General features: G+C 52.4%; 24 protein-coding genes. All 24 read left to right on the top strand.

The window, feature by feature from the left end:
- Nucleotides 1-12 precede the first annotated feature (12 nt).
- The 24 genes from BLQ82_RS11720 to BLQ82_RS11605 all read left to right on the top strand — a co-directional run bounded on the left by BLQ82_RS11720 (nucleotide 13) and on the right by BLQ82_RS11605 (nucleotide 25,178).
- Nucleotides 13-405, top strand: coding sequence for a hypothetical protein (locus BLQ82_RS11720; protein WP_062527013.1), 393 nt, complete (start codon nucleotides 13-15; stop codon nucleotides 403-405).
- A 47-nt stretch (nucleotides 406-452) separates the two neighbouring features.
- Nucleotides 453-2,669, top strand: coding sequence for a penicillin-binding transpeptidase domain-containing protein (locus BLQ82_RS11715; protein ID WP_062527015.1), 2,217 nt, complete (start codon nucleotides 453-455; stop codon nucleotides 2,667-2,669).
- Between the two features lie 94 nt (nucleotides 2,670-2,763).
- Nucleotides 2,764-4,692 (top strand): stage V sporulation protein D, encoded by a 1,929-nt coding sequence (locus tag BLQ82_RS11710; protein WP_062527017.1) that lies wholly within the window; start codon nucleotides 2,764-2,766, stop codon nucleotides 4,690-4,692.
- A 35-nt stretch (nucleotides 4,693-4,727) separates the two neighbouring features.
- Nucleotides 4,728-6,215 carry a UDP-N-acetylmuramoyl-L-alanyl-D-glutamate--2,6-diaminopimelate ligase gene (locus BLQ82_RS11705; RefSeq protein ID WP_062527785.1) on the top strand — a complete coding sequence of 496 codons (1,488 nt, stop codon included), beginning with the start codon at nucleotides 4,728-4,730 and terminating at the stop codon, nucleotides 6,213-6,215.
- Nucleotides 6,212-7,624 (top strand): UDP-N-acetylmuramoyl-tripeptide--D-alanyl-D-alanine ligase, encoded by a 1,413-nt coding sequence (locus BLQ82_RS11700; protein ID WP_062527018.1) that lies wholly within the window; start codon nucleotides 6,212-6,214, stop codon nucleotides 7,622-7,624. The genes BLQ82_RS11705 and BLQ82_RS11700 overlap by 4 nt, the downstream gene beginning before the upstream one ends.
- A 16-nt stretch (nucleotides 7,625-7,640) precedes the next feature.
- Entirely contained in the window at nucleotides 7,641-8,606 is a 966-nt protein-coding gene (gene mraY / locus BLQ82_RS11695; RefSeq protein ID WP_062527021.1) for a phospho-N-acetylmuramoyl-pentapeptide-transferase, read from the top strand.
- Nucleotides 8,607-8,609: 3 nt separating this feature from the next.
- The gene (gene murD, locus BLQ82_RS11690; RefSeq protein WP_062527023.1) at nucleotides 8,610-10,028 is read left to right on the top strand and encodes a UDP-N-acetylmuramoyl-L-alanine--D-glutamate ligase; all 1,419 of its coding nucleotides are present in this window, start codon (nucleotides 8,610-8,612) and stop codon (nucleotides 10,026-10,028) included.
- A gap of 49 nt (nucleotides 10,029-10,077) precedes the next feature.
- Nucleotides 10,078-11,175 (top strand): stage V sporulation protein E, encoded by a 1,098-nt coding sequence (gene spoVE, locus BLQ82_RS11685; protein ID WP_062527025.1) that lies wholly within the window; start codon nucleotides 10,078-10,080, stop codon nucleotides 11,173-11,175.
- 5 nt (nucleotides 11,176-11,180) lie between these two features.
- A complete protein-coding gene (murG, locus tag BLQ82_RS11680; protein ID WP_062527027.1) occupies nucleotides 11,181-12,296 on the top strand; it encodes an undecaprenyldiphospho-muramoylpentapeptide beta-N-acetylglucosaminyltransferase in 1,116 nt (371 codons plus the stop codon).
- Between the two features lie 221 nt (nucleotides 12,297-12,517).
- Nucleotides 12,518-13,801 carry a UDP-N-acetylglucosamine 1-carboxyvinyltransferase gene (gene murA / locus BLQ82_RS11675; protein WP_062527029.1) on the top strand — a complete coding sequence of 428 codons (1,284 nt, stop codon included), beginning with the start codon at nucleotides 12,518-12,520 and terminating at the stop codon, nucleotides 13,799-13,801.
- Between the two features lie 64 nt (nucleotides 13,802-13,865).
- Nucleotides 13,866-14,630, top strand: a complete 765-nt coding sequence (locus tag BLQ82_RS11670; RefSeq protein WP_062527031.1) for a cell division protein FtsQ/DivIB — start codon at nucleotides 13,866-13,868, stop codon at nucleotides 14,628-14,630.
- Nucleotides 14,631-14,806: 176 nt separating this feature from the next.
- On the top strand, nucleotides 14,807-14,989 hold the full coding sequence (locus BLQ82_RS11665; protein WP_060861387.1) for a hypothetical protein: 183 nt from the start codon (nucleotides 14,807-14,809) through the stop codon (nucleotides 14,987-14,989).
- On the top strand, nucleotides 14,976-16,241 hold the full coding sequence (gene ftsA / locus BLQ82_RS11660) for a cell division protein FtsA (protein ID WP_062527032.1): 1,266 nt from the start codon (nucleotides 14,976-14,978) through the stop codon (nucleotides 16,239-16,241). Before BLQ82_RS11665 ends, ftsA begins: the two co-directional genes overlap by 14 nt.
- A gap of 63 nt (nucleotides 16,242-16,304) precedes the next feature.
- Nucleotides 16,305-17,414, top strand: a complete 1,110-nt coding sequence (gene ftsZ / locus BLQ82_RS11655) for a cell division protein FtsZ (protein ID WP_062527034.1) — start codon at nucleotides 16,305-16,307, stop codon at nucleotides 17,412-17,414.
- 116 nt (nucleotides 17,415-17,530) lie between these two features.
- Complete coding sequence (locus tag BLQ82_RS11650) at nucleotides 17,531-18,535, top strand: Rpn family recombination-promoting nuclease/putative transposase (protein WP_074648170.1); 1,005 nt, start codon at nucleotides 17,531-17,533, stop codon at nucleotides 18,533-18,535.
- Between the two features lie 325 nt (nucleotides 18,536-18,860).
- Complete coding sequence (gene spoIIGA, locus BLQ82_RS11645; protein ID WP_425281078.1) at nucleotides 18,861-19,817, top strand: sigma-E processing peptidase SpoIIGA; 957 nt, start codon at nucleotides 18,861-18,863, stop codon at nucleotides 19,815-19,817.
- Nucleotides 19,818-19,878: 61 nt separating this feature from the next.
- The gene (gene sigE, locus BLQ82_RS11640; RefSeq protein ID WP_025707241.1) at nucleotides 19,879-20,601 is read left to right on the top strand and encodes an RNA polymerase sporulation sigma factor SigE; all 723 of its coding nucleotides are present in this window, start codon (nucleotides 19,879-19,881) and stop codon (nucleotides 20,599-20,601) included.
- A gap of 78 nt (nucleotides 20,602-20,679) precedes the next feature.
- The gene (gene sigG, locus BLQ82_RS11635; RefSeq protein WP_019909334.1) at nucleotides 20,680-21,462 is read left to right on the top strand and encodes an RNA polymerase sporulation sigma factor SigG; all 783 of its coding nucleotides are present in this window, start codon (nucleotides 20,680-20,682) and stop codon (nucleotides 21,460-21,462) included.
- Between the two features lie 192 nt (nucleotides 21,463-21,654).
- Nucleotides 21,655-21,966, top strand: a complete 312-nt coding sequence (locus BLQ82_RS11630) for a YlmC/YmxH family sporulation protein (RefSeq protein ID WP_062527038.1) — start codon at nucleotides 21,655-21,657, stop codon at nucleotides 21,964-21,966.
- A 152-nt stretch (nucleotides 21,967-22,118) separates the two neighbouring features.
- Nucleotides 22,119-22,973, top strand: a complete 855-nt coding sequence (gene pgeF / locus BLQ82_RS11625; protein WP_062527040.1) for a peptidoglycan editing factor PgeF — start codon at nucleotides 22,119-22,121, stop codon at nucleotides 22,971-22,973.
- A gap of 3 nt (nucleotides 22,974-22,976) precedes the next feature.
- Entirely contained in the window at nucleotides 22,977-23,669 is a 693-nt protein-coding gene (locus BLQ82_RS11620; RefSeq protein ID WP_062527042.1) for a YggS family pyridoxal phosphate-dependent enzyme, read from the top strand.
- A complete protein-coding gene (locus BLQ82_RS11615; protein WP_020427825.1) occupies nucleotides 23,669-24,112 on the top strand; it encodes a cell division protein SepF in 444 nt (147 codons plus the stop codon). Before BLQ82_RS11620 ends, BLQ82_RS11615 begins: the two co-directional genes overlap by 1 nt.
- 7 nt (nucleotides 24,113-24,119) lie before the next feature.
- Nucleotides 24,120-24,386, top strand: a complete 267-nt coding sequence (locus BLQ82_RS11610; protein WP_020427824.1) for a YggT family protein — start codon at nucleotides 24,120-24,122, stop codon at nucleotides 24,384-24,386.
- Between the two features lie 9 nt (nucleotides 24,387-24,395).
- Nucleotides 24,396-25,178 (top strand): YlmH family RNA-binding protein, encoded by a 783-nt coding sequence (locus tag BLQ82_RS11605; RefSeq protein ID WP_062527044.1) that lies wholly within the window; start codon nucleotides 24,396-24,398, stop codon nucleotides 25,176-25,178.
- The last annotated feature ends 145 nt before the right edge of the window (nucleotides 25,179-25,323 follow it).

Here is a 25,323-nt window from a genome sequence, read left to right as displayed (position 1 = left end):
GGAGAGTCAGAGATGGCCTATACCCGCGGCAACTTAGCAGTTCAACCCAAAAGAAAAGAAGAGGCAGACAGGCTTTACCGCGAGAAGACGAAAGTAGTCACGAGACGAATGGTGCTGCCGCTGCAGGAGAAGCTGCTGTACATGCTGACACTGGGCGTGTTTGTACTGGTGGCTGCCACCCTGATTTGGCGTTATGTGCATATTTACGATTTGAATCTGCAGGCGCAGGAGCTGGATGCCAAGATATCCTCCACCAAAAAGGATATTGCCACCTTTCAGATGGAGAAGCAGACGCTTGAACAGTCGGTGGCCCAGCGGGCGGCAGAGCTTGGATACACCAAGCCTTCCGAGGATTCAACCATCTATGTTCCCCTGAGCAGTACAGCCACTAAAGGCGACCATTAATCAGCGATTGGCGGCAATCGCAATAATTGAGTATGTGAGGTTGGTTTATGTTAAAAAGAATAAAACTTCGCACGCTGTTTATAGGAGGGTGTATTACCCTCTTTTTTCTTGTTTTAGTCGCCCGGGTGTTTTGGGTGCAGGTGCTGAATGGCGAGTACTGGCAGGAGAAGGCCGCCAAGCAGTGGGCTCATTCCGCAACGATCAAGGCGGTACGGGGTGAGATTGAGGACCGCAACGGCAATGTTCTGGCCAGCGATGTCCCGGCGTATACCATTGTCGTTAGCCCTGAGGTTATTGCAGAGCAGGGGATCGGGCAGGAAGTAATCGATGGGCTGCATGAGCTGCTGGGCAAGCCGGAGGATGAGCTTAAGAAATTAGTTGAGGCCAAGGATAAGGATGGCAAGTATCTTAAGAACCGCGAAATCCGCAACGAAGGCTGGAAGATCAACAAGGAGCTTAAGGATAAGGTCGTTGCCTTTTATGAGGAATTAGGCAAGAAGCATGATATCCGGGAGACTGGAGTCGGTTACGTCACGGAGCAGAAGCGCTATTATCCCAAAGATACGCTTGCCGCGCATATCCTGGGCTATACCGACAGAGACGGCAATGCGATTATGGGGCTGGAGAAATATTTTGACAAGCAGCTCAAAGGTACGGACGGCAAGCTTTCCTATCAAAGTGACGGCAAGGGGATCAAGCTTCCCAATTCCCAGGATACCTACCAGCCCGTGGTAAATGGGAGTAATTTCAAGCTGACGATAGACAGCACGATTCAACACTATATTGAACAAGCAATGCAAAAGGCGTATGACAAATACAGGCCCAAGACGATTAGTGTCATAGCCGCCGATCCGAATACGATGGAAATCCTCGGTTTGGCGAATATGCCTACCTTCAACCCGAATGAATTCTGGAATACCAAAGATGCGGGGGGATTCTATAACCATGCCGTCAAATCCAGGTATGAACCGGGTTCAACATTTAAGATTGTTACACTGGCTGGAGCCGTGGAGGAGAAGCTGTTCAATCCTGAGGAAAAATTTCAATCCGGTCAAATCTACATCAAGGGGTACAGTAGGGCGCTCCATGATATCAACAGAGTAGGCTGGGGGAGGATTAGTTTCCTTGATGGCGTGAAGCGCTCCAGCAACGTAGCCTTCGTTAAGCTCGGATTTGAGATGCTTGGTCCGGAACGGCTGCTGCAGTATATCGATGATTTTGGCTTCAATGAAAAAACTGGAATTGACCTGCCGGGAGAAACTATTGGTATTGTCAATCCTGACCCGAACAGGTCTGTCGAAAATGCAACCCTGGCCTACGGCCACGGCAAGGTGCTGGTTACACCCATTCAGCAGCTGACGGCTGTGGCAGCCATCGCCAATGGCGGCAAACTGATGGTTCCGCATGTCGTCAAGGAGATTACCGACCCGAATACCGGGAAGAAAACTGTTACCCAGCCTGAAGTGGTGCGCCAGGTCATTTCGAAGGAAAGCGCCCGGAAAACAGGGAGCTACCTGGAACAGGTGGTTGCTGACCAAGTCAAAGGAACCGGACGCCATGCCTACATTGAAGGCTATCGTGTGGCGGGTAAGACCGGTACTGCGATTAAGGTCAACGGTAAAGATTATGACCGGAACAAGGTGCTGTCTTCATTTATCGGCTATGCGCCGGTAAATGATCCGAAGATTGCGGTGATCGTTATTATCGATGAGCCGCAGGACGGGGAAGGCGGGGGAGCGGTTGCTGCTCCAGTATTCCAGGAGATTGTCTCGCAGGCGCTGCCTTATATGGGAGTGCCCAAGGCGAGTACGGAGACTGCGGACAGCACTTCCAAAACGGTTAAGGCTGCTGCTCCCGCCCAACGTTCCGCGCCGGAGCTGACCGGCAAAACGATGCAGGCGGCCAGACAGCTGCTGATTGATCAGGGTTTTGATTTTGAAGCGGTGGGCGAGGGTACAACCGTCGTCAGCCAATATCCTGAAAAAGGGACACCACTGGCATCAGGACAGCGCATTTATCTGCTGAGCCAGCAGGGGGACAAACTCGTGATCCCGGATTTGAAAGGGCAGTCGCTGCGGGACGCTCTGGAAGTTCTCAGCCTGCTCAAAGTGGGGATTGCCGTGGAGGGCGAAGGTTATGTGTCCGAGCAGGCCCAAGGACTCAAGAATGGCAAGACACTGGTTACACTCAAGCTCAATCCTGTAAATGAATACGGCGAGAACATTCCTGTTCCTCCTGTGGAGGAAGAAAAGCCGGAAGAATAGAGCCTGCGGCATAGGCTTGTTCTAACCCCTGTTTGTCCTGAATAGTCATGAAGATAAGAGCTCATGTCTAGAGCAGCGAAAGAGGGGGAACGGAATGAAGGTTTCAAAAGTCGTCACTCGCCGGAGAATGCTGTGGACGCTGCTGGGACTGGCCGTGTTGTTCGGCTCTCTGGCCGTGCGGCTGGCCTATGTGCAGCTGTCCGAAGGCGAAAAACTGAGTGCCAAGGCAGAAAGCCAGTGGCGCCGCAATATTCCCTTTACCGCCAAACGCGGTGAAATATTGGACCGGGAAGGGATTGCGCTCGCTTATAATATCAGCTCCCCGACGGTTTATGCAGTTCCCGTACAAGTGAAGGAAAAGGAAAAAACAGCACAGACGCTGGCTCCACTGCTCGGCATGAGCGAGATGAAGCTGATCACTTTGCTGTCCAAAAGTCAGTCATCGGTGAAGCTACAGCCCGGGGGCCGCAAAATTACGATGGAGCTGGCTGCGAGCATCCGTGATTTGCAGCTGCCGGGCATCGTTGTGGCTGAGGACAACAAGCGGTTTTATCCCTACGGCGATCTGGCGGCCCATATTCTTGGCTTCACCGGTATCGACAATCAGGGCATAACCGGGGTAGAGAGCATATATGACAAGCTGCTCCAAGGCAGCGCCGGCGATATCTCATATCTGTCCGATGCCGGGGGCAGGCTGATGCCGGGGTCCTCGGAAAAATATTCAGCTCCCCAGGACGGCCTTAATCTGCAGCTGACGATCGACAAGCAGATCCAGTCCATTATGGAACGCGAGCTGGATCAGGCGATGGTGAAATATCAGGCTCAGGGCAGCTGGGCGATTGCGATGAACCCTAAGAATGGCGAGATTCTGGCGATGGCCAGCAGACCGGGGTATGAACCTGGGGCTTATAAGGAATATGACGCCGGGGTCTATAACCGCAACCTGCCGATCTGGATGACTTACGAACCAGGGTCCACCTTCAAAATTATCACTTTGGCCGCTGCGCTTCAGGAGGGCAAGGTGGATTTGCAGAATGAGCATTTTTTTGATCCCGGGTATATTGAGGTCGGCGGAGCCAAACTGCGCTGCTGGAAAAAAGGCGGGCATGGCAGCCAGACCTTCCTTGAAGTGGTGGAGAACTCCTGTAATCCGGGTTTTGTAGCGCTGGGACAAAGGCTGGGCAAAGATAGCCTGTTCAAATATATCCGTGATTTCGGCTTTGGCGCCAAGACCGGCATTGATCTGAACGGGGAAGCAAGCGGAATTCTGTTCAAGCCTGCGCAGGTGGGGCCGGTTGAGCTGGCGACTACTGCATTTGGGCAAGGGGTGTCCGTCACGCCGATTCAGCAGATAGCCGCGGTTTCGGCGGCCATTAACGGCGGGAGGCTCTACACGCCGCATGTCGCCAAGGCCTGGATCAATCCGGATACCGGGGAGACGGTATCAGAGGTGGAGCCGGAGATGGTGCGTCAGGTCATCTCGGAGGAAACCTCGAAGAAGGTGCGTGCTGCCCTTGAGAGCGTGGTTGCCAAAGGCACAGGCCGGCCGGCTTTTATTGACGGCTACCGTGTGGGAGGCAAGACAGGGACGGCACAAAAGGTAATTAACGGCCGGTATTCTCCTACGGAACATATTGTATCGTTTATCGGCTTTGCACCAGCGGATGATCCGCAGATCGTAGTGTATACGGCAGTGGATAATCCGAAGGGTATTCAGTTCGGGGGCGTTGTGGCAGCTCCAATCGTGCAAAATATCTTAGAGGATTCCCTGCATTACATGAAGGTTCCGGAACGTAAAGACCAGCTTCCCAAAACCTATAAATACGGTGAAACTCCGATTGTGACGGTTCCCGATCTTACAGGGGCCACCGTCCAGGATATTTACGAGGATTTGAATATGAACTTTACACTCGCACGATCCGGAACAGGCAATACAGTAATCAACCAGGCGCCAAAAGCGGGTGCCAGAGTCGAACGCGGTTCGACCATCCGGATTTATATGGGTGCTGAAGATGGGAAATAATGTTGGATATCTTCTTTGAAGAGTGAGGGATGGCTATGAAAGTAAATGAATTTTCTTCTTGTCTTGCGGCTTCACGTCTATATGGGAATGGAGAAACGGAGATTACGGGCCTTCAGGCGGATTCACGCCGGGTCAAGCCCGGTGATTTGTTCATTTGCCTGCCGGGCTTTACGGTGGACGGGCATGATTTTGCCCCGCAGGCTGCCGCGAATGGTGCTTCTGCTCTTGTCTGTGAGCGCAGGCTTGATATTGATCTGCCGCAGATAGTGGTGGATGACTGCCGGTTTGCGATGGCTGTATTGTCGAATGCTTTTTTTGGCTCACCGAGCAGCCGGATGAGAATGATCGGCGTGACCGGCACGAACGGCAAAACGACAACTACCTATCTGATTGAGCGCATTATGCAGGATCAGAACATCAAGACTGGCCTGATTGGAACGATACAGATGCGCTATGACGGGCAGACCTTTCCTGCCTCAGGCACCACACAGGAATCACTTGAGCTGCAGCGTACGCTAAGCGATATGGTCCAAAAAGGGGTACAGTGCTGTGTGATGGAGGTCTCCTCCCATGCGCTCCAGCAGGGGCGGGTGAAGGGGACCGATTACCGCACCGCTATATTTACCAATTTGACCCAGGATCATCTGGATTATCATCATACGATGGAGGAGTACCGCGCGGTCAAAGGGCTGTTTTTTTCCCGGCTCGGGAACGTAATTTCGCCCTGGAAAGAGGAGCGCAAATACGCCGTGCTGAACGCAGACGACGAGGCAAGCGTCTATTTTGCCGCACAAACTGCCGCAGAGGTCATTACATACGGCATCGATAGTCCTGCGAATGTCCGGGCTTCGCAAATTTCCATCACGTCCAAAGGAACTTTTTTCCATGTGGATACGTTTAAGGGAGAGGCTGACATTTCACTGCGGATGGTCGGCAAATTCAATGTGTATAATGCGCTGGCGGCGATTTCCGCCGCTTTGCTGGAGGATGTGCCGCTATTGGAGATCAAGGCCAGCCTTGAGTCGGTAGCCGGAGTGGCCGGACGTGTGGAGTCAGTGGACGAAGGCCAGGACTTCGCAGTGATTGTAGACTATGCCCATACCCCGGATGGATTGGAAAATGTGCTGCGGGCAGTTTGCGAGTTTGCCGCCGGCAAGGTGCTTACCGTCTTCGGCTGCGGCGGGGACAGAGACACGACCAAACGTCCGCTGATGGGCAAAATTGCTGCAAAATACAGTGATCACGTCTTCGTGACTTCAGACAATCCGCGCACCGAAGATCCGCAGCTGATCCTGAAGGATATTGAAGCAGGTTTGAAGGAAGATGGAGTGGCCCAGGACCGCTACGACATGATTGTGGACCGCCGGGAAGCCATCAGAAAAGCTATTGAAATGGCAAGCCCCAGCGATGTAGTATTGATTGCGGGGAAAGGTCACGAGACCTATCAGCTGATCGGCGGAGTGGTTCATGATTTCGATGACCGCGTCGTCGCCAAAGAAGTTATAAGGGGCCGAAGCTATTGATTACAAGAACGCTGCGAAACATCGCTGCCATGTGCGGAGGAGAGCTGTCCTCCGCCTATGATATGGATAAGAGAATTGCGGGAGTCGTTACCGACTCCCGCAAAATTACGCCTGCCTGTCTGTTCGTTCCGCTGATTGGAGATCATTTTGACGGACATGATTATAGTGCCGCCTCCTTGGCGGCAGGCGCCGCCGCCACCTTATGGCAGCGGAATAAAGGTGCAGCTCCTGAGAATGGCAGTGTGATCCTGGTGGACGACACGCTCTCTGCGCTGCAGAAGCTGTCCTCCGCTTATTTAAGCCAAATCGCTCCTCAGGTGGTTGCCGTTACCGGCAGTAACGGGAAGACAACCACGAAGGACATGATCTCTGCCTTGCTGGAGAGACAATACACCGTTCACAAAACCCAAGGCAATTTCAATAACCATATCGGTTTGCCGCTGACGATTCTTTCTATGAACGAGAAGGTTCAGATCGCTGTACTGGAAATGGGGATGAGCTCGCGCGGAGAGATTGCACTGCTGGCTTCCCTGGCGCCGCCTGATGTGGCTGTCATTACCAATGTAGGCGAATCCCATTTGCTGCAGCTCGGTTCCCGTAAGGAAATTGCCCGGGCCAAGCTGGAAATCGCCGAAGGGCTGAAGCCTGGAGGTCTACTGATTTATAACGGCGACGAACCGCTCCTTGCCGAGGTTATTGCAGAGCCGGCGTTCCGTGCCCCGGAGGGGATGAGAACCTTCCGCTTTGGCTTGTCTTCTGACAATGCTGACTTCCCGACAGGGGTGATGACGCATATGGGGGGGATGACCTTTACTTCCCATCTTCATGCAGAGCATGCCTTCACCTTGCCGCTTCCCGGGCAGCATAACGTGGTGAATGCTCTGGCAGCGCTGGCGGTTGCCCGCCACTTCAGCATATCCGAAGATAACATTGAAGAGGGTTTAAGCAAGCTTAAGCTAACCGGCATGCGGATTGAAATGCTGCAGGCGGCTTCAGGCCTGACTATGCTGAACGACGCCTATAATGCGAGTCCTACCTCCATGAGAGCAGCCATTGATGTGCTGCAGGCCATGAAATGCGGCGGCAAAAGAATCGCTGTGCTCGGGGACATGCTGGAACTTGGGCCGGATGAGGCACTTTTCCATGAGGAGATCGGCAGTTACCTTGATCCTGCCCAAACAGACCTGGTGTTTACTTTTGGCCCTCTTTCAGCACACATCGCCCGGAAGGCGGAAGAACGGTTTGGTCCTGGACGCGTGTTTGCTTTTACGGATAAAAGGGAGCTTACTGCAGCCTTAACCGGCCAAATCGATCCAAGGGATGTTGTGCTGTTCAAAGCTTCCCGGGGAATGCGTCTTGAGGAAGTGCTGCACAGCCTGAACGACCATTCTCAGACAGAACCAAACTAATGGAGGGGGTGTACCCATGGATTATCAACTACTTCTGCTGACTATTGCTGTATCCTTTATCCTTGCGGTCATTGCCGCTCCGCTGTTCATTCCGCTGCTGCGGAGGATGAAATTCGGGCAGCAGGTCCGTGACGACGGACCACAAACCCATTTGAAAAAAGCAGGAACACCTACGATGGGCGGCATTATCATCATGGTGGCCTTTACATTGTCTTTTCTGAAATTTTCAGTCGTGAACTCTGACTTCTATGTTCTGCTGGTTGCTGCGCTTGGCTATGGGCTGATCGGCTTCCTGGACGACTACATCAAAATTGCGTTCAAACGTTCCCTGGGGCTGACTCCGCGCCAGAAACTGCTGGGCCAGCTGGTGGTCGGAGCGGTGATGTGCGTGCTGCTGATTAACGCCGGGCATAATACCGGCATCAGTATCCCGGGCACCTCCATCAGCTTCGATTGGGGCGGCTGGTTTTACTATCCGTTCATTATCGTCATGATGATGGCTGTAACAAATGCCGTGAATTTTACCGATGGAGTAGATGGGCTGCTGTCAGGTGTGAGTGCGATTGCGCTCGCTGCCTTTGCCGTGGTGGCTATGCAGGCTACTTCGATTGCAGCCGGCGTCTGTGCGGCGGCAATGATCGGGGCGGTTCTTGGCTTTCTGGTGTTCAATGCGCATCCGGCGAAGGTATTCATGGGTGATTTCGGTTCCTTCGGGATTGGCGGCGCTATAGGGGCGATTTCCATTGTCACCAAAAGCGAGCTGCTTTTTGTTGTAATCGGCGGTGTGTTCGTTATTGAAATGCTGTCTGTCGTACTGCAGGTCACCTCGTTCAAAACACGCGGCAAACGCATTTTCCGCATGAGCCCGATCCACCATCATTTTGAACTGGGCGGCTGGTCGGAATGGCGGGTAGTCGTCTCCTTCTGGGCGGTTAGCCTGGTGCTGGCGGCAATTGGATTAATCTTGAGCAAGGGGTTGTAAAGAATGGAGCATCCAGATCAATACCGCGGTAAAGAAGTGGTCGTCCTGGGCCTAGCCAAAAGTGGCGTCCAGGTGGCCAAGGTGCTGCATGAGCACGGCGCGGCCGTAACGGTTAACGACAAAAAAGAAAGAGATCAAAGTCCCGAAGCTTCCGACTTGGAATCTTTGGGAATTTCTGTTATATGCGGCGGTCATCCGGAGGGATTGATTCACCCGGGTGTGAGCCTTGTGGTTAAGAACCCGGGCATCCCCTATTCCGTGCCTCCCGTTCAAAAAGCGCTGGAGCTGGGCATTGAGGTAGTGACCGAGGTGGAGGTAGCCTACCACCTGTGTGCAGCACCGATGATTGGGATTACCGGTTCCAACGGCAAGACGACGACAACCACCTGGGTGGGCCGCATGCTGGACGCTGCGGGAATGAACCCTATTGTAGCCGGGAACATCGGCACACCCCTCTGCCAGGCCGCACAGGAGGCTCACGCAGACAACTGGATGGTTGTCGAGCTCAGCAGCTTTCAGCTCAAAGGCACAAAAGCGTTCCGCCCTAAGGTGGGCTGTCTGCTGAATGTGGCTGAGACTCATCTGGATTATCATGGCGGAATGGAGGATTACATAGCCTCCAAGGCTAAGCTGTTTGCCAATCAGGAGCCAAGCGATACTGCGGTACTGAACTGGGATGATCCAGTCTGCCGGGAACTCGTGCCTTATATCAAGGCGGGAATTCTCCCGTTCTCCATGACTGAGGAGCTGGTTCAGGGGGTCTTTGTCCGTCCGGCCTTTGTTCCGGAAACCGAGGATGACCTTAAGCGGATGATTGTCTACCGGGATTATTCCGGGAGTGAGACGGAAATTGCCGCTGTGGATTCGATCGGCCTGCCGGGCCGCTTCAACGTGGAGAATGCGCTGGCTGCCTGCGGGATAGCCATCGCTGCGGGCGCAGACCCTGCCGGGCTGGCGGAAGTGCTGGCGAATTTCAGAGGCGTGGAGCACCGGTTGGAGTATGTGGCGGATAAAGCAGGTGCTGCTTATTACAACAACTCCAAAGCGACCAACTCCAAAGCGACCTCCATGGCGCTGGCTTCCTTCCGGAAGCCGGTGGTTCTGATTGCCGGCGGGCTGGACCGCGGCTCTGACTATATGGAGCTGCTGCCTGTCCTCGGCGGCGTCAAAGCCCTTGTGGCGCTGGGGCAGACCAAGGACAAGCTGGCAGCCGTTGCAGGCATGGCAGGAGTAAAGCGCATTATCTCCGTCGATAATGGGGAGAGCGCCGCCGCCGTGCTGCAAGAAGCCGTGCGGGAGGCTTCCGCTCTGGCGGAAGCGGGAGATATCGTTCTCCTGTCTCCTGCCTGTGCCAGTTGGGATATGTTTACATCCTATGAGGAGCGCGGGCGTATTTTTAAAGAGGCGGTGCATAACCTTTAAGTAGGGGGGTGGATAAGCCCCTACTACCAAGGCAAGAGGTGTGCTCCTGATGAACAAATCCCGTCATGCGCCCGATATCTGGATACTGATGGTTATTCTGTCCCTGCTGGCCATCGGTATGGTGATGGTCTACAGCGCAGGGTCCGTATTGGGCTTCCGCAATTATGGCGATTCGTTTTATTTTGTTAAAAGACAGCTATTGTTCGCGGGGCTAGGACTTGGCGCAATGTTCGTCACCGCGAACACCGATTATCTGGTGCTGAAGAAGTTTGCCAGACCGGCGCTGATTGTCTGCTTCATTCTGCTCGTCATGGTGCTGATTCCCGGCATCGGCGTGGTGCGCGGCGGAGCCCGCAGCTGGCTCGGCATCAGTTCCTTCGGGATTCAGCCCTCCGAATTCATGAAGATGGGGATGATTCTGTATCTGGCCAACTGGCTGGGCAAGGAGGATTATGATATCTCGGCCTTCACACGGGGGCTGCTGCCTCCGCTGGCGCTGATCGGCTCCGCCTTTGCGCTGATCATGCTGCAGCCGGACCTGGGGACAGGCACCGTCATGTTTGGCGCCGCCCTGATGATGGTTTTTACAGCGGGGGCCCGGATGAAGCATCTGCTGTCCCTGGGCGCTCTGGGTGTGGCGGGTTTTGCGGCACTGGTGGCTGCTGCACCTTACCGCCTGCAGCGGATTACGGCGTTTCTGGACCCCTGGTCCGATCCCCTGGGTGCCGGTTACCAGATTATCCAGTCACTGTATGCGATTGGACCCGGAGGGCTTGGCGGGCTGGGGCTCGGCATGAGCCGGCAAAAATACAGCTATGTGCCGGAGCCGCAGACTGATTTTATTTTTTCCATATTGGCTGAGGAGCTGGGGTTCATCGGAGGGCTGATGGTGCTGCTCCTGTTTCTGATCCTGATCTGGCGGGGCATGAAGGTGGCGATGAGCCTCCCGGACCGTTTCGGCAGCTATCTGGCGGTAGGCATCGTCTGCATGGTGGCTGTTCAGGTCGTCATCAACATCGGCGTCGTCATCGGCCTCATGCCGGTTACCGGCATCACGCTTCCGCTGATCAGCTATGGCGGCTCATCACTGACTCTGATGCTCACGGCACTCGGCATTTTACTCAACCTATCCCGTTATGCGAGGTGAAAGACATGCGTATCGTATTAAGCGGCGGCGGCACAGGGGGACATATTTATCCCGCTGTCGCCGTTGCCAGGCAGCTTCAAGCAGAAGAAAAAGACCCGGCCTTCCTGTATATTGGCGGGAAGCGGGGTCTGGAGAGCAAGCTGGTTCCTAATGAGAATCTTCCATTCCAATCGATAGATATTACCGGCTTCCGCCGCAAGCTTTCCATGGACAATGTGAAGACGGTAATGCGTTTTCTCAAAGGGGTCAAAGCCTCCAAGGAAATGCTCCGGGAATTCAAGCCGGATGTTGTGATTGGCACAGGCGGTTATGTGTGCGGACCGGTCGTGTATGCGGCCTCGAAGCTGGGCATTCCTACCCTGATCCATGAACAGAACGCGATTCCTGGGCTGACCAACCGTTTTCTCAGCCGTTACGCCGATACGGTTGCTGTCAGCTTTGAAGGAACAGAATCGGCTTTTCCCGGTGGCAAACATGTCATTTATACCGGCAATCCCCGGGCAACTACAGTGACTGCTGCGAGCCCCCAGCGCGGTTTTGCTTCACTCGGTATTCCCGAGGGCAGCACAGTTGTGCTGATGGTAGGCGGCAGCGGCGGAGCCCGGGCTATTAATCAGGCGATGATTGAGATGGTCCCCTTTGTGGGTAAGGGTAATGGTGTCCACTATGTATATGTGACCGGTGAGACTTATTTCGAAGAAACCCGCAAAACGCTGCGTGAGAAGCTGGGCAGTGAGCCAAGCTGGCTGCATCTTCTTCCTTACGTCCACAATATGCCAGAGGTGCTGGCTTGTACATCTCTTATCGTGAACCGGGCGGGCGCTTCTTTTCTTGCTGAAATTACAGCACTTGGCATCCCCTCCGTTCTCATCCCGTCCCCTAACGTGACAAATAACCACCAGGAAGCGAATGCAAGGCAACTGGAGCGTGAAGGTGCGGCGGTTGTGCTGCTTGAGAAGGATTTGAACGGCCAGTCCCTGATGGAAGCTGTCCAGAAGATTATCGGTGAGGAGTCCGTACGCAGGCAGATGTCGGAAGCTTCCCGGCGCCTGGGCAAAAGGGATTCCGCTGCCCTTGTTGTGAGCGAGCTGCGCAGACTGGCGGCAAAAAGGAAGCAGTAATGAACGTCTGGTTCCTCCGGCTGGAAGGGGTTTCCTGCCCATCGCTCTTCACTGTCACACACCCGGGGCCACGAACATAGGATAATCCTATAATCGTGACAATCACCCAGAGCACTTCTTAGTCCATGCAATGCAGGACAGGAGAGCTTACCTGACCGTTCATTGATTCTTGTTCGGGAAGTGCCCAGTGGTGGGTGAGCGGTAATCTCGGAGGTGATACATTGGACAAATTGGTGATTGAGGGTGGAAATCCCCTGTCAGGCACCATACGTATCCATGGAGCAAAAAATGCGGCACTGCCGATTCTGGCGGCTAGCCTGCTGGCCGAAGGAGTTCACTCACTGCACAATGTGCCGAAGCTGCTGGACATCGAAACGATGCTGAACATTCTGGAACGGCTGGGGTGCAGGTGTGCTCATGAAGAAGAGACAGTAACGATAGATACTTCGCCCTTGGGCACATCTCATGTTCCAGAGGATCTGATGCGGCAGATGAGATCCTCCATTTTTCTGATGGGACCGTTACTATCCAGATTCGGCGAGGTGACGATTTACCAGCCGGGAGGCTGTGCGATTGGCGAACGCAAGATCGATCTTCACCTACAGGGGCTCAAACAGCTTGGCGCGGAGATTGAGGAGTCTAATGGGCGGATTTCCTGCAGGGCAGCCAGGCTGACGGGAAACGAAGTTCATCTTGATTATCCGAGTGTCGGGGCGACCGAGAATATTATGATGGCCGCTGCCATGGCGGAAGGGACCACGACGATATCGGGCGCGGCCAGGGAACCGGAAATCCAGGACCTGCAGAATTTTCTGAACCAGATGGGGGCTCAGATCATCGGTGCGGGTACCGATACGATAACCATCCAAGGCGTAAAAAAGCTCTATCCCTGCAGCTATGAGGTGATTCCGGACCGGATTGTAGCCGGTACTGTGATGATTGCTGCGGCCGCCACGCGGGGCAATGTGACGTTGACCCATACCAATGCCGGTCATTTAACGTCGCTTATTCATGTGCTCAGACGGGCTGGTGTTCAAATTACAGTTTGCAATGATATAATTAATATCAGCTGTATGGGAAGACCGCGCGCGGTTGAGAGAATCGTAACATCCCCCTATCCTTCCTTTCCTACGGACCTGCAGTCCCAGGTTATGGTGCTGCTGTCGCTGGCCGACGGATTCAGCGTCATTAAAGAGACTGTATTCGAAGGACGCTTCAAGCATGTGGAAGAAATGGCGCGGATGGGTGCTGATATCTCCATTGACCTGAACCGCGCTTTCATCCGCGGGGTGCAGAGGTTATATGGGGCTACGGTGGAAGCAACCGACCTGCGGGCCGGGGCGGCCCTGGTGATCGCGGGTCTCGCAGCTCATGGAACTACGGTGGTTGAGCAGGCCCACCATATTGACCGCGGCTATGATGGCATTGAAAAACTCTTCCAGAAGCTTGGAGCGCGCATCAGCCGCAAAGTACCTGTGCCGGGTCCGCTAGATTTGGCCAATTAAAGCTCCCTGTCTCCTTCAGCTTGCTGCGAGGAAGGAGACAGGGCCTTATTACGGAGATACGAGAATGCCTAAAACCCGTCTACCTCTGCTTAAAGAGGACAAGCCAAGCAAAAAAATGAGCCGGAAGGTTACGATCATTCTGCTGCTGCTGTTCATAGCGCTGCTGGCCGTAATTTTTTTCCGTTCGTCGCTCAGCCGCATTACAGAGATTCAATTTGAAGGCAACAAGTACACCACCCGGAACGAGCTTCTGGCCCAAAGCGGGCTGGTGGTAGGGGGACAATTTTTTGCCGTCTCCAAAGCTTCTGTGGAGGATTCTCTCAAGCGTCTTAAGACCATCCAGGAGGCTGAGGTGGTGAAAAGTTTTCCAGGCACAGTGACCATAAGCATTAAAGAATATCCTGCTGTCGCTTATGAGTTGGACCAGGCCGGTGTACTAGAAGCCATTTTATCCAGCGGGGCGGCCGTTGCTGTGAATGAAACCGGAATTGCGGTAGAGAAGCCCATCTTGACAGGCTGGAAGGAAGAGGACCCCTACAAGGCTAAACTGTGCCAGGCGCTCGCCGGCATCCCGAATGAGCTGACAAGCGATATTTCCGAGATCGTGCCGTCGCCGACGCTGTCCTTTCCGGACCGGATCAAGCTTTATACACGGTCGCATTTTGAAGTCATCACAGCGATATCCCTGCTTAAGAATAAGGTGGAATATTTGAATCAGATCATCGAAACCGAGGAGCCGGGACTGATCAAAATGCTGGAAGCTGATTCCTATGTCCCATTTCAGGACGCAGAGGCGGCAAATAAGGATAAACAAGACGCACAAGAGTAAATAGTCCCTACTATTAGGGCGGGAAAAATGCTACAATCGGATTTACGGGCAATAAGCTGTATCCCTCTTTTTTCTGCGGATTTTTTGAACTGTAGCCGTAAATATGGATGGTGTTTCTTGATTAAACTTATTTTTACTTCACAGTCTTCTTGTTTTACAGATTTTAGGAGGCATCTATGTTTATGCGGAATGCTTGTTATATTATTCCATTCAAAAAATTTGTAGAAAAAAGAGGGAAAGGATTAGGTATGTTGAATATGTACAGAGGAGTTTCCCATGACCGGGAACAAGCTGTTTTACTGGCTTTACCATTTATTTTGATCATATCAGGAGGTGCCATAGGACTTGAGCAACAATGACATCATTGTTAGTCTGGACATCGGTACATCCAAAGTTCGGGCAATAATTGGGGAAGTTACCAATGGAACCTTTAATATTATTGGCGTTGGATCTGCTGATTCAGAAGGAATACGCAAAGGTGCGATCGTAGATATCGACCAGACCGTACAATCGATCAAAAGTGCTGTAGACCATGCGGAGCAAATGGTTGGCATCCAAATTTCCGAGGTCTATGTCGGCATATCCGGCAATCATATCGGCCTGCAGTCCAGTCACGGTGTTGTGGCTGTTCAGAATGAGGACCGTGAAATCAGCGAGGATGACATTGACCGGGTAATCAAGGCGGCTGAAGTCATTGCACTGCCTCCTGAACGCGAAGTGATTGATGTTGTCGCCAAACAATATATCGTAGACGGTCTTGAAGGTATCCAGGATCCGCGCGGAATGATCGGCGTTCGTCTGGAAGTGGAGGCGACGATTATTACCGGAGCCAAAACGCCAATACATAATCTGCTTCGCTGTGTAGAGAAATCAGGGCTGAAAGTTAAAGATCTTGTGCTGATGTCTCTTGGAGCCGGTGGATTGGCGCTTTCCAAAGATGAGAAATCAATGGGTGCTGTACTGGTGGATATCGGGGCAGGTTCAACAACGATAGCCGTATATGAAGAGGGTTCCCTTTGTGCAACCTCCACGATTCCGATCGGCGGGGAATTTGTAACCAATGATATTGCCTACGGACTTCGGACACTTACTGATCAGGCGGAAAAGGTCAAGCTGAAATATGGCTGCGCCTGGATTGATGATGCTGCTTCAGACGTAGTGTTCAAGGTTTTGCGTATCGGCAGCAATGTGGAAAAAGAGTTCAACCAGGAAGATTTGGCTGCGATTATCGAGCCGAGAGTGCAGGAGATTTTTCATCTGATCCGGCAGGAAGTAAAACGGCTTGGTTACACAGAGCTTCCCGGAGGTTATATACTAACGGGTGGGACTGTATCCATGCCAGGCGTGCTGAAAGCAGCTCAGACCGAGCTGGCAGCGTCAGTGCGCATTGCTGTACCTGACTATATCGGCGTCCGGGACCCCGGTTTCACCGGTGGTGTAGGCATCCTGCATAATGTTGTCCGCAGCTTCCGGGGACGCAGCAATGGCGGGGGAAGCGGCAACAAAAAGACGGTCAACCGAAACAAGCAGAACGCTGTACCCAGCCAGGATACCGCGAAAAAGCCCGGTTTGGTGGAGCGTCTAAAGAATATGTTCAGCGAGTTCATATAAGTGTAAGTCCAGATATACTTGGACCGGCCATCCAAGCACTATTCTAGGGGGAGATGGAACAATATGTTGGAGTTTGATTTTGAAATGGAGAGCTTGGCGCAAATAAAAGTCATCGGCGTAGGCGGCGGAGGAAGCAATGCTGTCAACCGGATGATTGAAAATGGCGTTCAGGGTGTTGAATTCATCACAGTTAATACAGATGCCCAAGCGCTGCATATGGCCAAATCGGAGCATAAACTGCAAATCGGAGACAAGCTAACCCGGGGGCTTGGCGCTGGCGCCAATCCTGAGGTTGGTAAGAAAGCGGCCGAAGAATCCCGCGATCTGATTTCCAATACGCTTAAAGGTGCGGATATGGTATTTGTAACCGCAGGCATGGGTGGGGGTACCGGTACAGGCGCCGCACCTGTGATTGCTGAAATCGCCAGAGAATGTGGAGCGCTGACAGTTGGCGTTGTAACGCGTCCGTTTACTTTTGAAGGCAGAAAACGCGCTATGCAGGCGGAACTAGGCATTGAATCGCTGAAGGAAAAAGTGGACACGCTGATCGTGATCCCGAATGATCGCCTGCTGGAAATCGTCGACAAGAAGACGCCGATGCTGGAGGCGTTCCGCGAAGCGGACAACGTGCTCAGACAGGCGGTCCAAGGGATATCCGACCTTATCCAAGTTCCCGGTCTGATCAACCTTGACTTTGCCGATGTGAAAACGATTATGACAGAACGCGGCTCGGCCCTGATGGGCATTGGAATTGCCACTGGCGAGAACCGCGCTTCGGAGGCTGCACGCAAAGCGATTATGAGTCCCCTTTTGGAAACGTCGATCGAAGGCGCCCGCGGCGTCATCATGAACATTACCGGCGGATCCAACCTCTCCCTGTATGAAGTCAATGAAGCAGCTGAGATTGTTACTTCCGCTTCCGATCCTGAAGTGAATATGATCTTCGGGGCCATTATTGAGGAGAGCATGAAGGATGAAATTAAAGTAACAGTGATCGCCACCGGTTTTGAGCATAAGCCATCTCCGATTGCGCCTAACCGCCGTCCGGCAGCAAGTAGTGAGCCTGCAGCCGACAAGAGCGCCAACCTGCGTCCTTTTGGGAATCAGACACCTTCTGACCAGCTGGACATCCCAACGTTCCTGCGGAACCGCACACGCGGCAATAACGACTAGTCTATAGTCCTATACGAGTATACGGAAGCACCGTATCCCCATAGCTTTTGCTATGGAGTGATACGGTGTTTTTTGTTTTTTTAGCTGTTATAATACGGGTAACGGGAGTGAATTTCATGGAATTGCTGGACCCCCGGGTCGATTTTGTATTCAAGAGAATTTTTGCAAGCGAGAATAACAAAGATGTGCTGCTGGCTTTTTTAAACCGGATCTTTATGGATGCCGGAGATGCCCCCTTGGATGAGGTGGTCTTGCTTAACCCTTATACAGATAAGGATGACCCGCTGGATAAGCTGTCGATCTTTGATATCTGGGCCAAAACCGTGGATGGCAAGCTGATCAATATTGAAATGCAGTTGTTCAACAAATACGATATGGAGAAGCGGACCTTGTATTACTGGAGCAAACGGTACTCGGGACAATTGCAGACCGGCGGCAGATACACAGAACTCAAAAAGTGTGTAACGATTAATATCTTAAATTATAAGGTGCTGCCCAATGAACATACTCACAGTGTCTTTCATCTTCGGGAGGATAGCAGCGGCGCACCGCTTACAGATGACATAGAGATTCATTTTTTGGAACTGCCTAAGCTGAATCAGCCGGCTGTTCCCGGTGAAGGCGGTTTGATCAATTGGCTCCTCTTTCTAAAAGGGAGCGACAATTCGAATTGGGAGGTACTGCGGATGAATGAACCGGCTTTGAGAAAGGCCATGGAGACGTTGGAATTTTTAAGTCAGGATTCTGAAGCGCGGCGTAAATACGAAGAACGCCAGAAAGCTCTGCATGACGAAGCCTCGCAAAGGGATGGTGCCCAAAGAGAAGGCTTTGCTAAGGGTATGCAAGAAGGACTGCAAGAAGGACTGCAAAAGGGACTGCAAAAGGGACTGCAAAAGGGACTAAAGGAAGGAATTAATAAAGGGAAAATTGAAGGAATCAAAGAAGGAATCAAAGAAGGCAAAATAGAAGGCAAAATTGAAGGAATCAAAGAAGGCAAACGGGAAGGTTTGAGAGAAGGCAAGCTCGAGGTAGCAAAAAACCTGCTGGCTATGGGACTGGACGTCTCCTCTATACAGGCAGCGACGGGCTTGAGCGAGGAAGAAATACAATCTATTCAATAAAAGACAAATAGTTTTGTTCGAAGCCAGCCATGCGAAGGCTGGCTTTTGTGCGTTTGGCAGTGCCTGGAGCCTGATTTTCAAAAAGATGCTGTCCGGCACCAAGCGGGCATTTGAATCTACTCGGTGCAGTGCATGAAGGGTGGAAGAGGCTGCTGGCCGTATGTCCGAGAGAAGGGCAAGCGATGCTATAAACCGACAAAAAAACCTCAGGAATGCCCCCCAAGTTTAGACAGACTTTGGAAGTGAGTCTTTCTATACTAATCATATCGTTCAAAAAGAGAGCTTGAACCTTAGTCTTTCGGATAGATACCCCGCTTGCAGGCAGGTGAATCCACTGGTTGTTTATATTGACTTGATCTTCGCGGCCAATCTGCTGATCGACGGAATTCTATTATGGCTCACAGGCTGGCTGGTCAAACTGAAAGTCTCTTGGTGGCGGCTCATTCTCTCCGCGCTGGTTGGCGCACTCTATGTGGTGATGATGTTTGTGCCGGAACTATCGTTCCTGTACACCTTTCTCATCAAGTTTGGATTGTCGGTAGTCATGCTGTGGATCGCTTTTGGTTTCAGAAGTCTGCAAAGCTACCTTCGGGCACTAGGGGCATTTTATATGATTAATTTTGCAGCAGCCGGCGGCATTGTCGGCGTCCATTACTTGCTGCAGAGCTCTGGCGACATCTGGAACGGGATTCTGTTCACCTCTTCCGGCGGCCAAGCTTACCGTTTTAAAATCGGGTTTTGGTTCGTGCTTGCGCTTTTTCCTCTGGTCCTACTTCTCTTCAAAGTGATCCAGTCCTCAAAAGTCCGGAGGGAACAACTGGAGACGTACATCGGGGAAGTATGCGTAGAGATTGAGGGGGTGAGCGTCTTATGCCCCGGTCTGCTGGACACCGGTAACCGTCTAAATGATCCGTTGACCCGGATTCCGGTGATGGTGATGGAAGCGTCGCTGTGGGAGGGACATTTGCCGGCCTCCTGGAAAGGCAGGCTGACCGAGATTAGCAGCGACAAGCTTTTGCTGGAAGCGGACGGGCAGTCTTTTGCCTGGCAGGACAGATTACGGCTTGTGCCTTATAGGGGAGTCAACCGCGGAGCTTCACTTATGCTCGCGCTGAAGCCGGATCTGGTGACGATAAAGCTTGGAGAGGAAACCTTTATCAGTAAGAGGGTTCTTATCGGGCTGGATGGCGGGACACTGTCGGGAGACGGCGCGTACCGGGCGGTCATACACCCTGACCTGACCCAAAGAGAGGCCGCTGTGGAGGCAGCGGTGCCTTCATGATTATTCACTGAAGGACAAAAGAACATCTCAGGGCTACTGTGCACTTCTTGAAGGAGGAACAATAATGGTCAAATGGAAGATTGCGCTGCAACTGCAATACTACCGCATGCTGTTTCTGCTGGGGCTGAAGAGCCAAGAAATCTATTATATCGGCGGAAGTGAGGCTTTGCCCCCACCCCTGACGAGAGAAGAAGAGGAATTCCTGCTGCAGCGGCTCTCCAGTGGTGATGCGGCGGTCCGTGCCATGCTGATTGAACGCAACCTGCGGCTGGTGGTCTATATCGCCCGTAAATTTGAGAACACCGGCATTAACATTGAGGATCTGGTATCCATCGGGGCGATTGGCTTGATCAAGGCCGTCAACACCTTTGACCCGGAGAAAAAAATCAAGCTGGCCACCTATGCCTCGCGCTGCATTGAGAATGAGATTCTGATGTATTTGCGGCGCAACAGCAAAACCCGGAGTGAGGTTTCTTTTGATGAGCCGCTGAATATCGACTGGGACGGCAATGAGCTGCTGCTCTCGGATGTGCTGGGCACGGAGAATGACACCATCTACCGCAACATTGAAGAGCAGGTGGACCGCAAACTGCTGCAGAAGGCGCTGGAGAAGCTAAGCGAGCGGGAAAGACTGATTATGGAGCTGCGTTTCGGGCTGCGCGGCGGTGAAGAAAAAACGCAAAAGGACGTTGCCGATCTGCTGGGAATCTCCCAATCCTACATCTCGCGTCTGGAGAAAAGAATCATCAAGCGGCTGCGCAAAGAGTTCAACAAGATGGTCTAAGCTTAAAAAGCCAAGGAATAAAATGCCGGACCGGGGAGATAATGTACAGTAATGTTTCTCCTTGGGAGGTAAATCATCATGACCCGAAATAAAGTCGAGATTTGCGGTGTGGACACCGCCAAGCTGCCCGTTCTGACGAACGTGGAAATGCGGGAACTGTTCACTTCGCTGCAGCAGCAGGGCGAGCGATCCGCCAGAGAGAAATTGGTAAACGGTAACCTTAGACTCGTTCTTAGCGTTATTCAAAGATTCAATAACCGGGGAGAGTTCGTTGATGACCTGTTCCAGGTAGGCTGCATCGGGTTGATGAAAGCCATCGATAACTTTGACTTATCGCAAAATGTGAAGTTCTCCACCTATGCGGTGCCGATGATCATCGGTGAAATCCGCCGCTACTTACGTGACAACAACCCGATCCGGGTCTCCCGGTCCCTGCGGGACATCGCTTACAAAGCGCTGCAGGTGCGGGACAGTCTGACGAATCAGAATTCACGGGAACCGACGATTTTTGAAATTTCCGAGGCGCTTGGCGTCCCCAAAGAAGATGTGGTATTTGCTCTCGACGCGATTCAGGACCCGGTCTCTTTGTTCGAACCCATCTACCACGACGGCGGAGATCCGATTTATGTGATGGACCAGATCAGCGATGACAAGAATAAGGATGTGTCATGGATCGAGGAAATTGCGCTCCGGGAGGCGATGCAGCGGCTGGGGCAGCGGGAAAAACGGATTTTGTCGATGCGTTTTTTTGAAGGCAAAACCCAAATGGAGGTCGCGGATGAAATTGGCATCTCTCAGGCTCAGGTATCCCGCCTGGAGAAGTCGGCCATTCAGCAGATGCAGAAGCACGTTAAGTCTTAAACACACATAGCAGGGTTGGACAAGGGTGTTCCGGGTGTGCGGTGAAAAATCGCTGTCCGGGCACCCTTTTTATTGGACAGGCGCAATTGAATTTAGGCATGTGGCCAAGCCCGGACAACATATATTGGACTATACGTCTGAATGTACAGGGGTGGCGAGGTGAACGACGATTCTATAGGGAGCGGTAAAAAAATGAAAATCTCTGATTTTCAGACGAAGGATGTGATTAATATTATCGACGGGAAGCGGCTGGGGCAGATCAGTGATCTGGAACTGGATCTCCGCCGCGGCGTGATCGATGCAATCATTATCCCGGGGTACACGCGTTTCATGGGCCTCTTCGGAGGAGGTACAGATCTGATTATTCCCTGGCGGAATATCGTGAAGATCGGCGCCGATGTTGTACTCGTCAAGATGGAGGAAATCCGGATGCCGCAAAACCAGGAAGAGCGGGAAACGATGTATCTGGAGCGGGGAGACCGCAGTGACCGGCGCACTTATTGACAAGGTGCGTCTATTTTTAAATATAAAAGCCGTTTCTGCTTGATTATTTTGGGGATGTATGGAGTATGAGGTAGTCTGGACCAGAAGCAGTCCGGCAGTCTGACTCCACTCTATGACGGCATCTTGTGGTACACTTAGGGCGAGGTGAAGATATGGAACCGTTTATGCAAAAGACCGGCGCGCCTATGCTGCTTCATTTGGAGCCTTGGCGTGCGGAGCATTCCGAAATCACTGCAGGGTTCACAGGCAGACAGGGTGGCATAGGCAAGGCGCCTTATGACAGTTTTAATTGTGCTTTTCATGTTGGAGATGAATCGTCGGATGTGCTCGGGAATCGTACATTGCTTGCAGAGAGTCTCGGATTTACACTGCAGGACTGGACCTGCGGAGAGCAAACCCATGGTAAAGATATAGCTGTGGTTAAAGCGGATGACCGCGGGCGGGGCAGTTTGGACAGAGCATCGGCGTTTCAAGCGACGGATGGTTTGCTCACCAGTGTGCCGGGTGTGCTTTTGACCTCTTTTTATGCCGATTGTGTGCCGCTCTACTTCTATGATCCCCTTAAGAAAGTGGTTGGACTCGCACATGCGGGCTGGAAAGGAACCGTGGCGGAGATTGCCGCTGCTATGGTGGCCCGTATGGAGACGGTATATGGCAGCCGCCCGCAGGATATGCTTGCCGGGATCGGACCTTCAATTGGCAGCTGCTGTTATGAAGTAGACGATTATGTCATGGACCATATCCGGCAGCTTGAGGATGGACTGAAGGCGGCGGTTTGCGGCCCCTCGCAGGACTTATACCGGACATCGGAAGCGGATGACCGTAAAAGCATGCTTAACTTGAAAGAAATGAATCGACGCATTATGATTAAAGCAGGAATATTGCCGACTCATATCGAATGTACATCTTGGTGTACAAGCTGTAATCAGGATTTGTTCTTTTCGTACCGGAAGGAAAACGGAGTTACAGGAAGAATGACGAGCTGGATCGGAATAAAGGAGAGCTGAACGTTGACACTGCAGGAAAGAATAGCCGGCGTAGAGGAACGTGTAGCACGTGCCTGTGCGGCAAGCGGCCGGGATGTGGCGGACGTCAAGGTTATCGCTGTGACGAAATATGTATCACTGGAAACGGTATCCGAGGTGCTGGAGGCAGGGCTTGGGGATATTGCCGAAAGCCGCTGGCAGGATGCTGAACCCAAATGGAATGCCTTGGGACATACAGGAACCTGGCATTTCATCGGACATTTGCAAACCAATAAGGTCAAGGATGTTATTGGCAAATTTCAATATATACACTCGCTTGACCGCTTGTCGCTGGCGCGTGAATTGCACAAAAAGGCCGATGCTGCGGGACTTACCGTAAACGTCTTCCTCCAAGTGAATATCTCAGGAGAAGATACGAAATTCGGTCTTGCCCCCGGGGACGTGCCCGGGTTTCTGCGTGAAATCGCCGTTCTGCACCGCGTTAAGGTCATCGGACTGATGACTATGGCGCCTTATGAAGCAGAGCCGGAGCAGACCCGACCGGTTTTCCGGGGGTTAAGGGAGCTTCGCGATAAGCTTAATCTGCTGGCCTTGACACCTGAGCCTATACAAGAGCTGTCGATGGGAATGTCGAATGATTTTGAAGTGGCGATAGAGGAAGGAGCCACCTGGGTGCGCCTGGGAACGGTATTAGTAGGTCATGAGGAGGGAGCTTGATGGGCGTGATGAACCGGTTTATGAGTTTTTTGGGCTTGCAGGAGGAAGAGGAAATTGTAGAGCGGGAGCAAATTTCCCGCGATGAGGAAGAATATGAGCCTGCCCCTGTAGAAACCCGCAAAAATCAGCGGGCGAACGTCGTCAGTATCCATTCGCAAAAAAATGTGAAAGTCGTGCTGTATGAGCCCCGTTCTTACGAGGAAGCTCAGGAAATTGCTGACCACCTCAGAGCCCACCGCACCGTAGTGATCAATCTGCAGCGCGTCCGAAATGACCAGGCGATGCGGATCATTGATTTTCTCAGCGGAACGGTTTATGCCCTGGGTGGAGGAATTTCCAAAATTGGGGGCAATATATTTATGTGCACACCGGATACCGTTGAAATCCAAGGCTCCATTTCGGAGATTTTGGGTGATGATCAAGACTACAACAGAATGAGGTGAACGGGATTTGTCCCAAATCAATCTAATTATTGAAATTCTATACAACATCTACTTCGTGATGATCATCTTCTATGTCCTTATGTCCTGGCTCCCGAATGTACGGGACAGCTTCATTGGAGAATTGCTTGGCAAGCTGGTGGAGCCTTACCTTACCCCCTTCCGGCGGATTATTCCGGCGCTGTTCGGAACGATAGACATCTCCCCGATTATTGCCCTGTTTGTACTGGAATTTGCCAAGAACGGATTGCAGTACATTGTGGCATATGTGTTTTAGGCTGCAGCGATGAAGAATGAAATTTACGGACATTTCCACCCCGATGAACGGCAATTTGTGGACAAGGCCTGGGAATGGGTCACCAGTGCAGGAGAGTACCATGAGACCAAGCTGACAGAGTTTTTGGACCCCCGCCAAGGTTTTATTCTGCAGACGTTAGTTAACCGCCACCCGGATGTTTCTGTAAGGTGGGAAGGCGGATCAGCGGGAGCAGAACGGAAGCGGGCTTTGGTGGCTCCCGATTACCGGGACCTTGAGGCCGAAGATATGGAGCTGAAGGTCCTCGCCATTTCCTCTGGAGAACAAAAGTTTCTGGCTTTGGAACATGGCGATTACATGGGCGCAATCCTGGGACTGGGAATTAAGAGAGGGAAAATCGGCGATATCCATGTGCTCGAGGATGGCTGTCATGTAGTTGTGGCGGCGGACATCGCCGATTATTTGGCGATGAACCTAACCGGTGTGCACCGGATAAATGTCAGTACAGAGGTATTGCCTTTATCCGGTCTGCGCAGCAGCGATGTGAAGCTGGAGACCATAGACTTGACAGTTGCTTCGCTGCGGCTGGACGGCATTGCGGCGGATGTAACCCGGCTTAGCCGGAGTAAAATTCTTGCGCCTATCAAGGCTGGCCGGGTCCGCGTCAACTGGAAGGTTGAGGAAGATCCTTCCTGCGGGCTTAAGGACGGGGATATGGTCTCCATACAGGGTTTTGGCCGGTTCAAGATTCTGGAGATCGGGTCTCTGACCAAAAAAGGCCGCTACCGGGTGCAGGTCGGCAAATTTGTCTGAAATCTATGCAGGAATCCAGTGCTGTCTGTCGAAATTGAATATCTCTATAGGGAGCCAAACATTTTGAAAGCTGAACGCCGATAGTTGTAGAAGAGGCGGCCCCTGAAGCGGCAGCCGGATGAAATTCCGCGATCCGCATATACTT

The organism is Paenibacillus jilunlii (assembly GCF_900102965.1).
GTDB lineage: Bacteria > Bacillota > Bacilli > Paenibacillales > Paenibacillaceae > Paenibacillus_AQ > Paenibacillus_AQ jilunlii.
The sequence above is the reverse complement of the archived record's forward strand: the minus strand, read 5'-3'. Positions and strand labels throughout refer to the sequence as shown.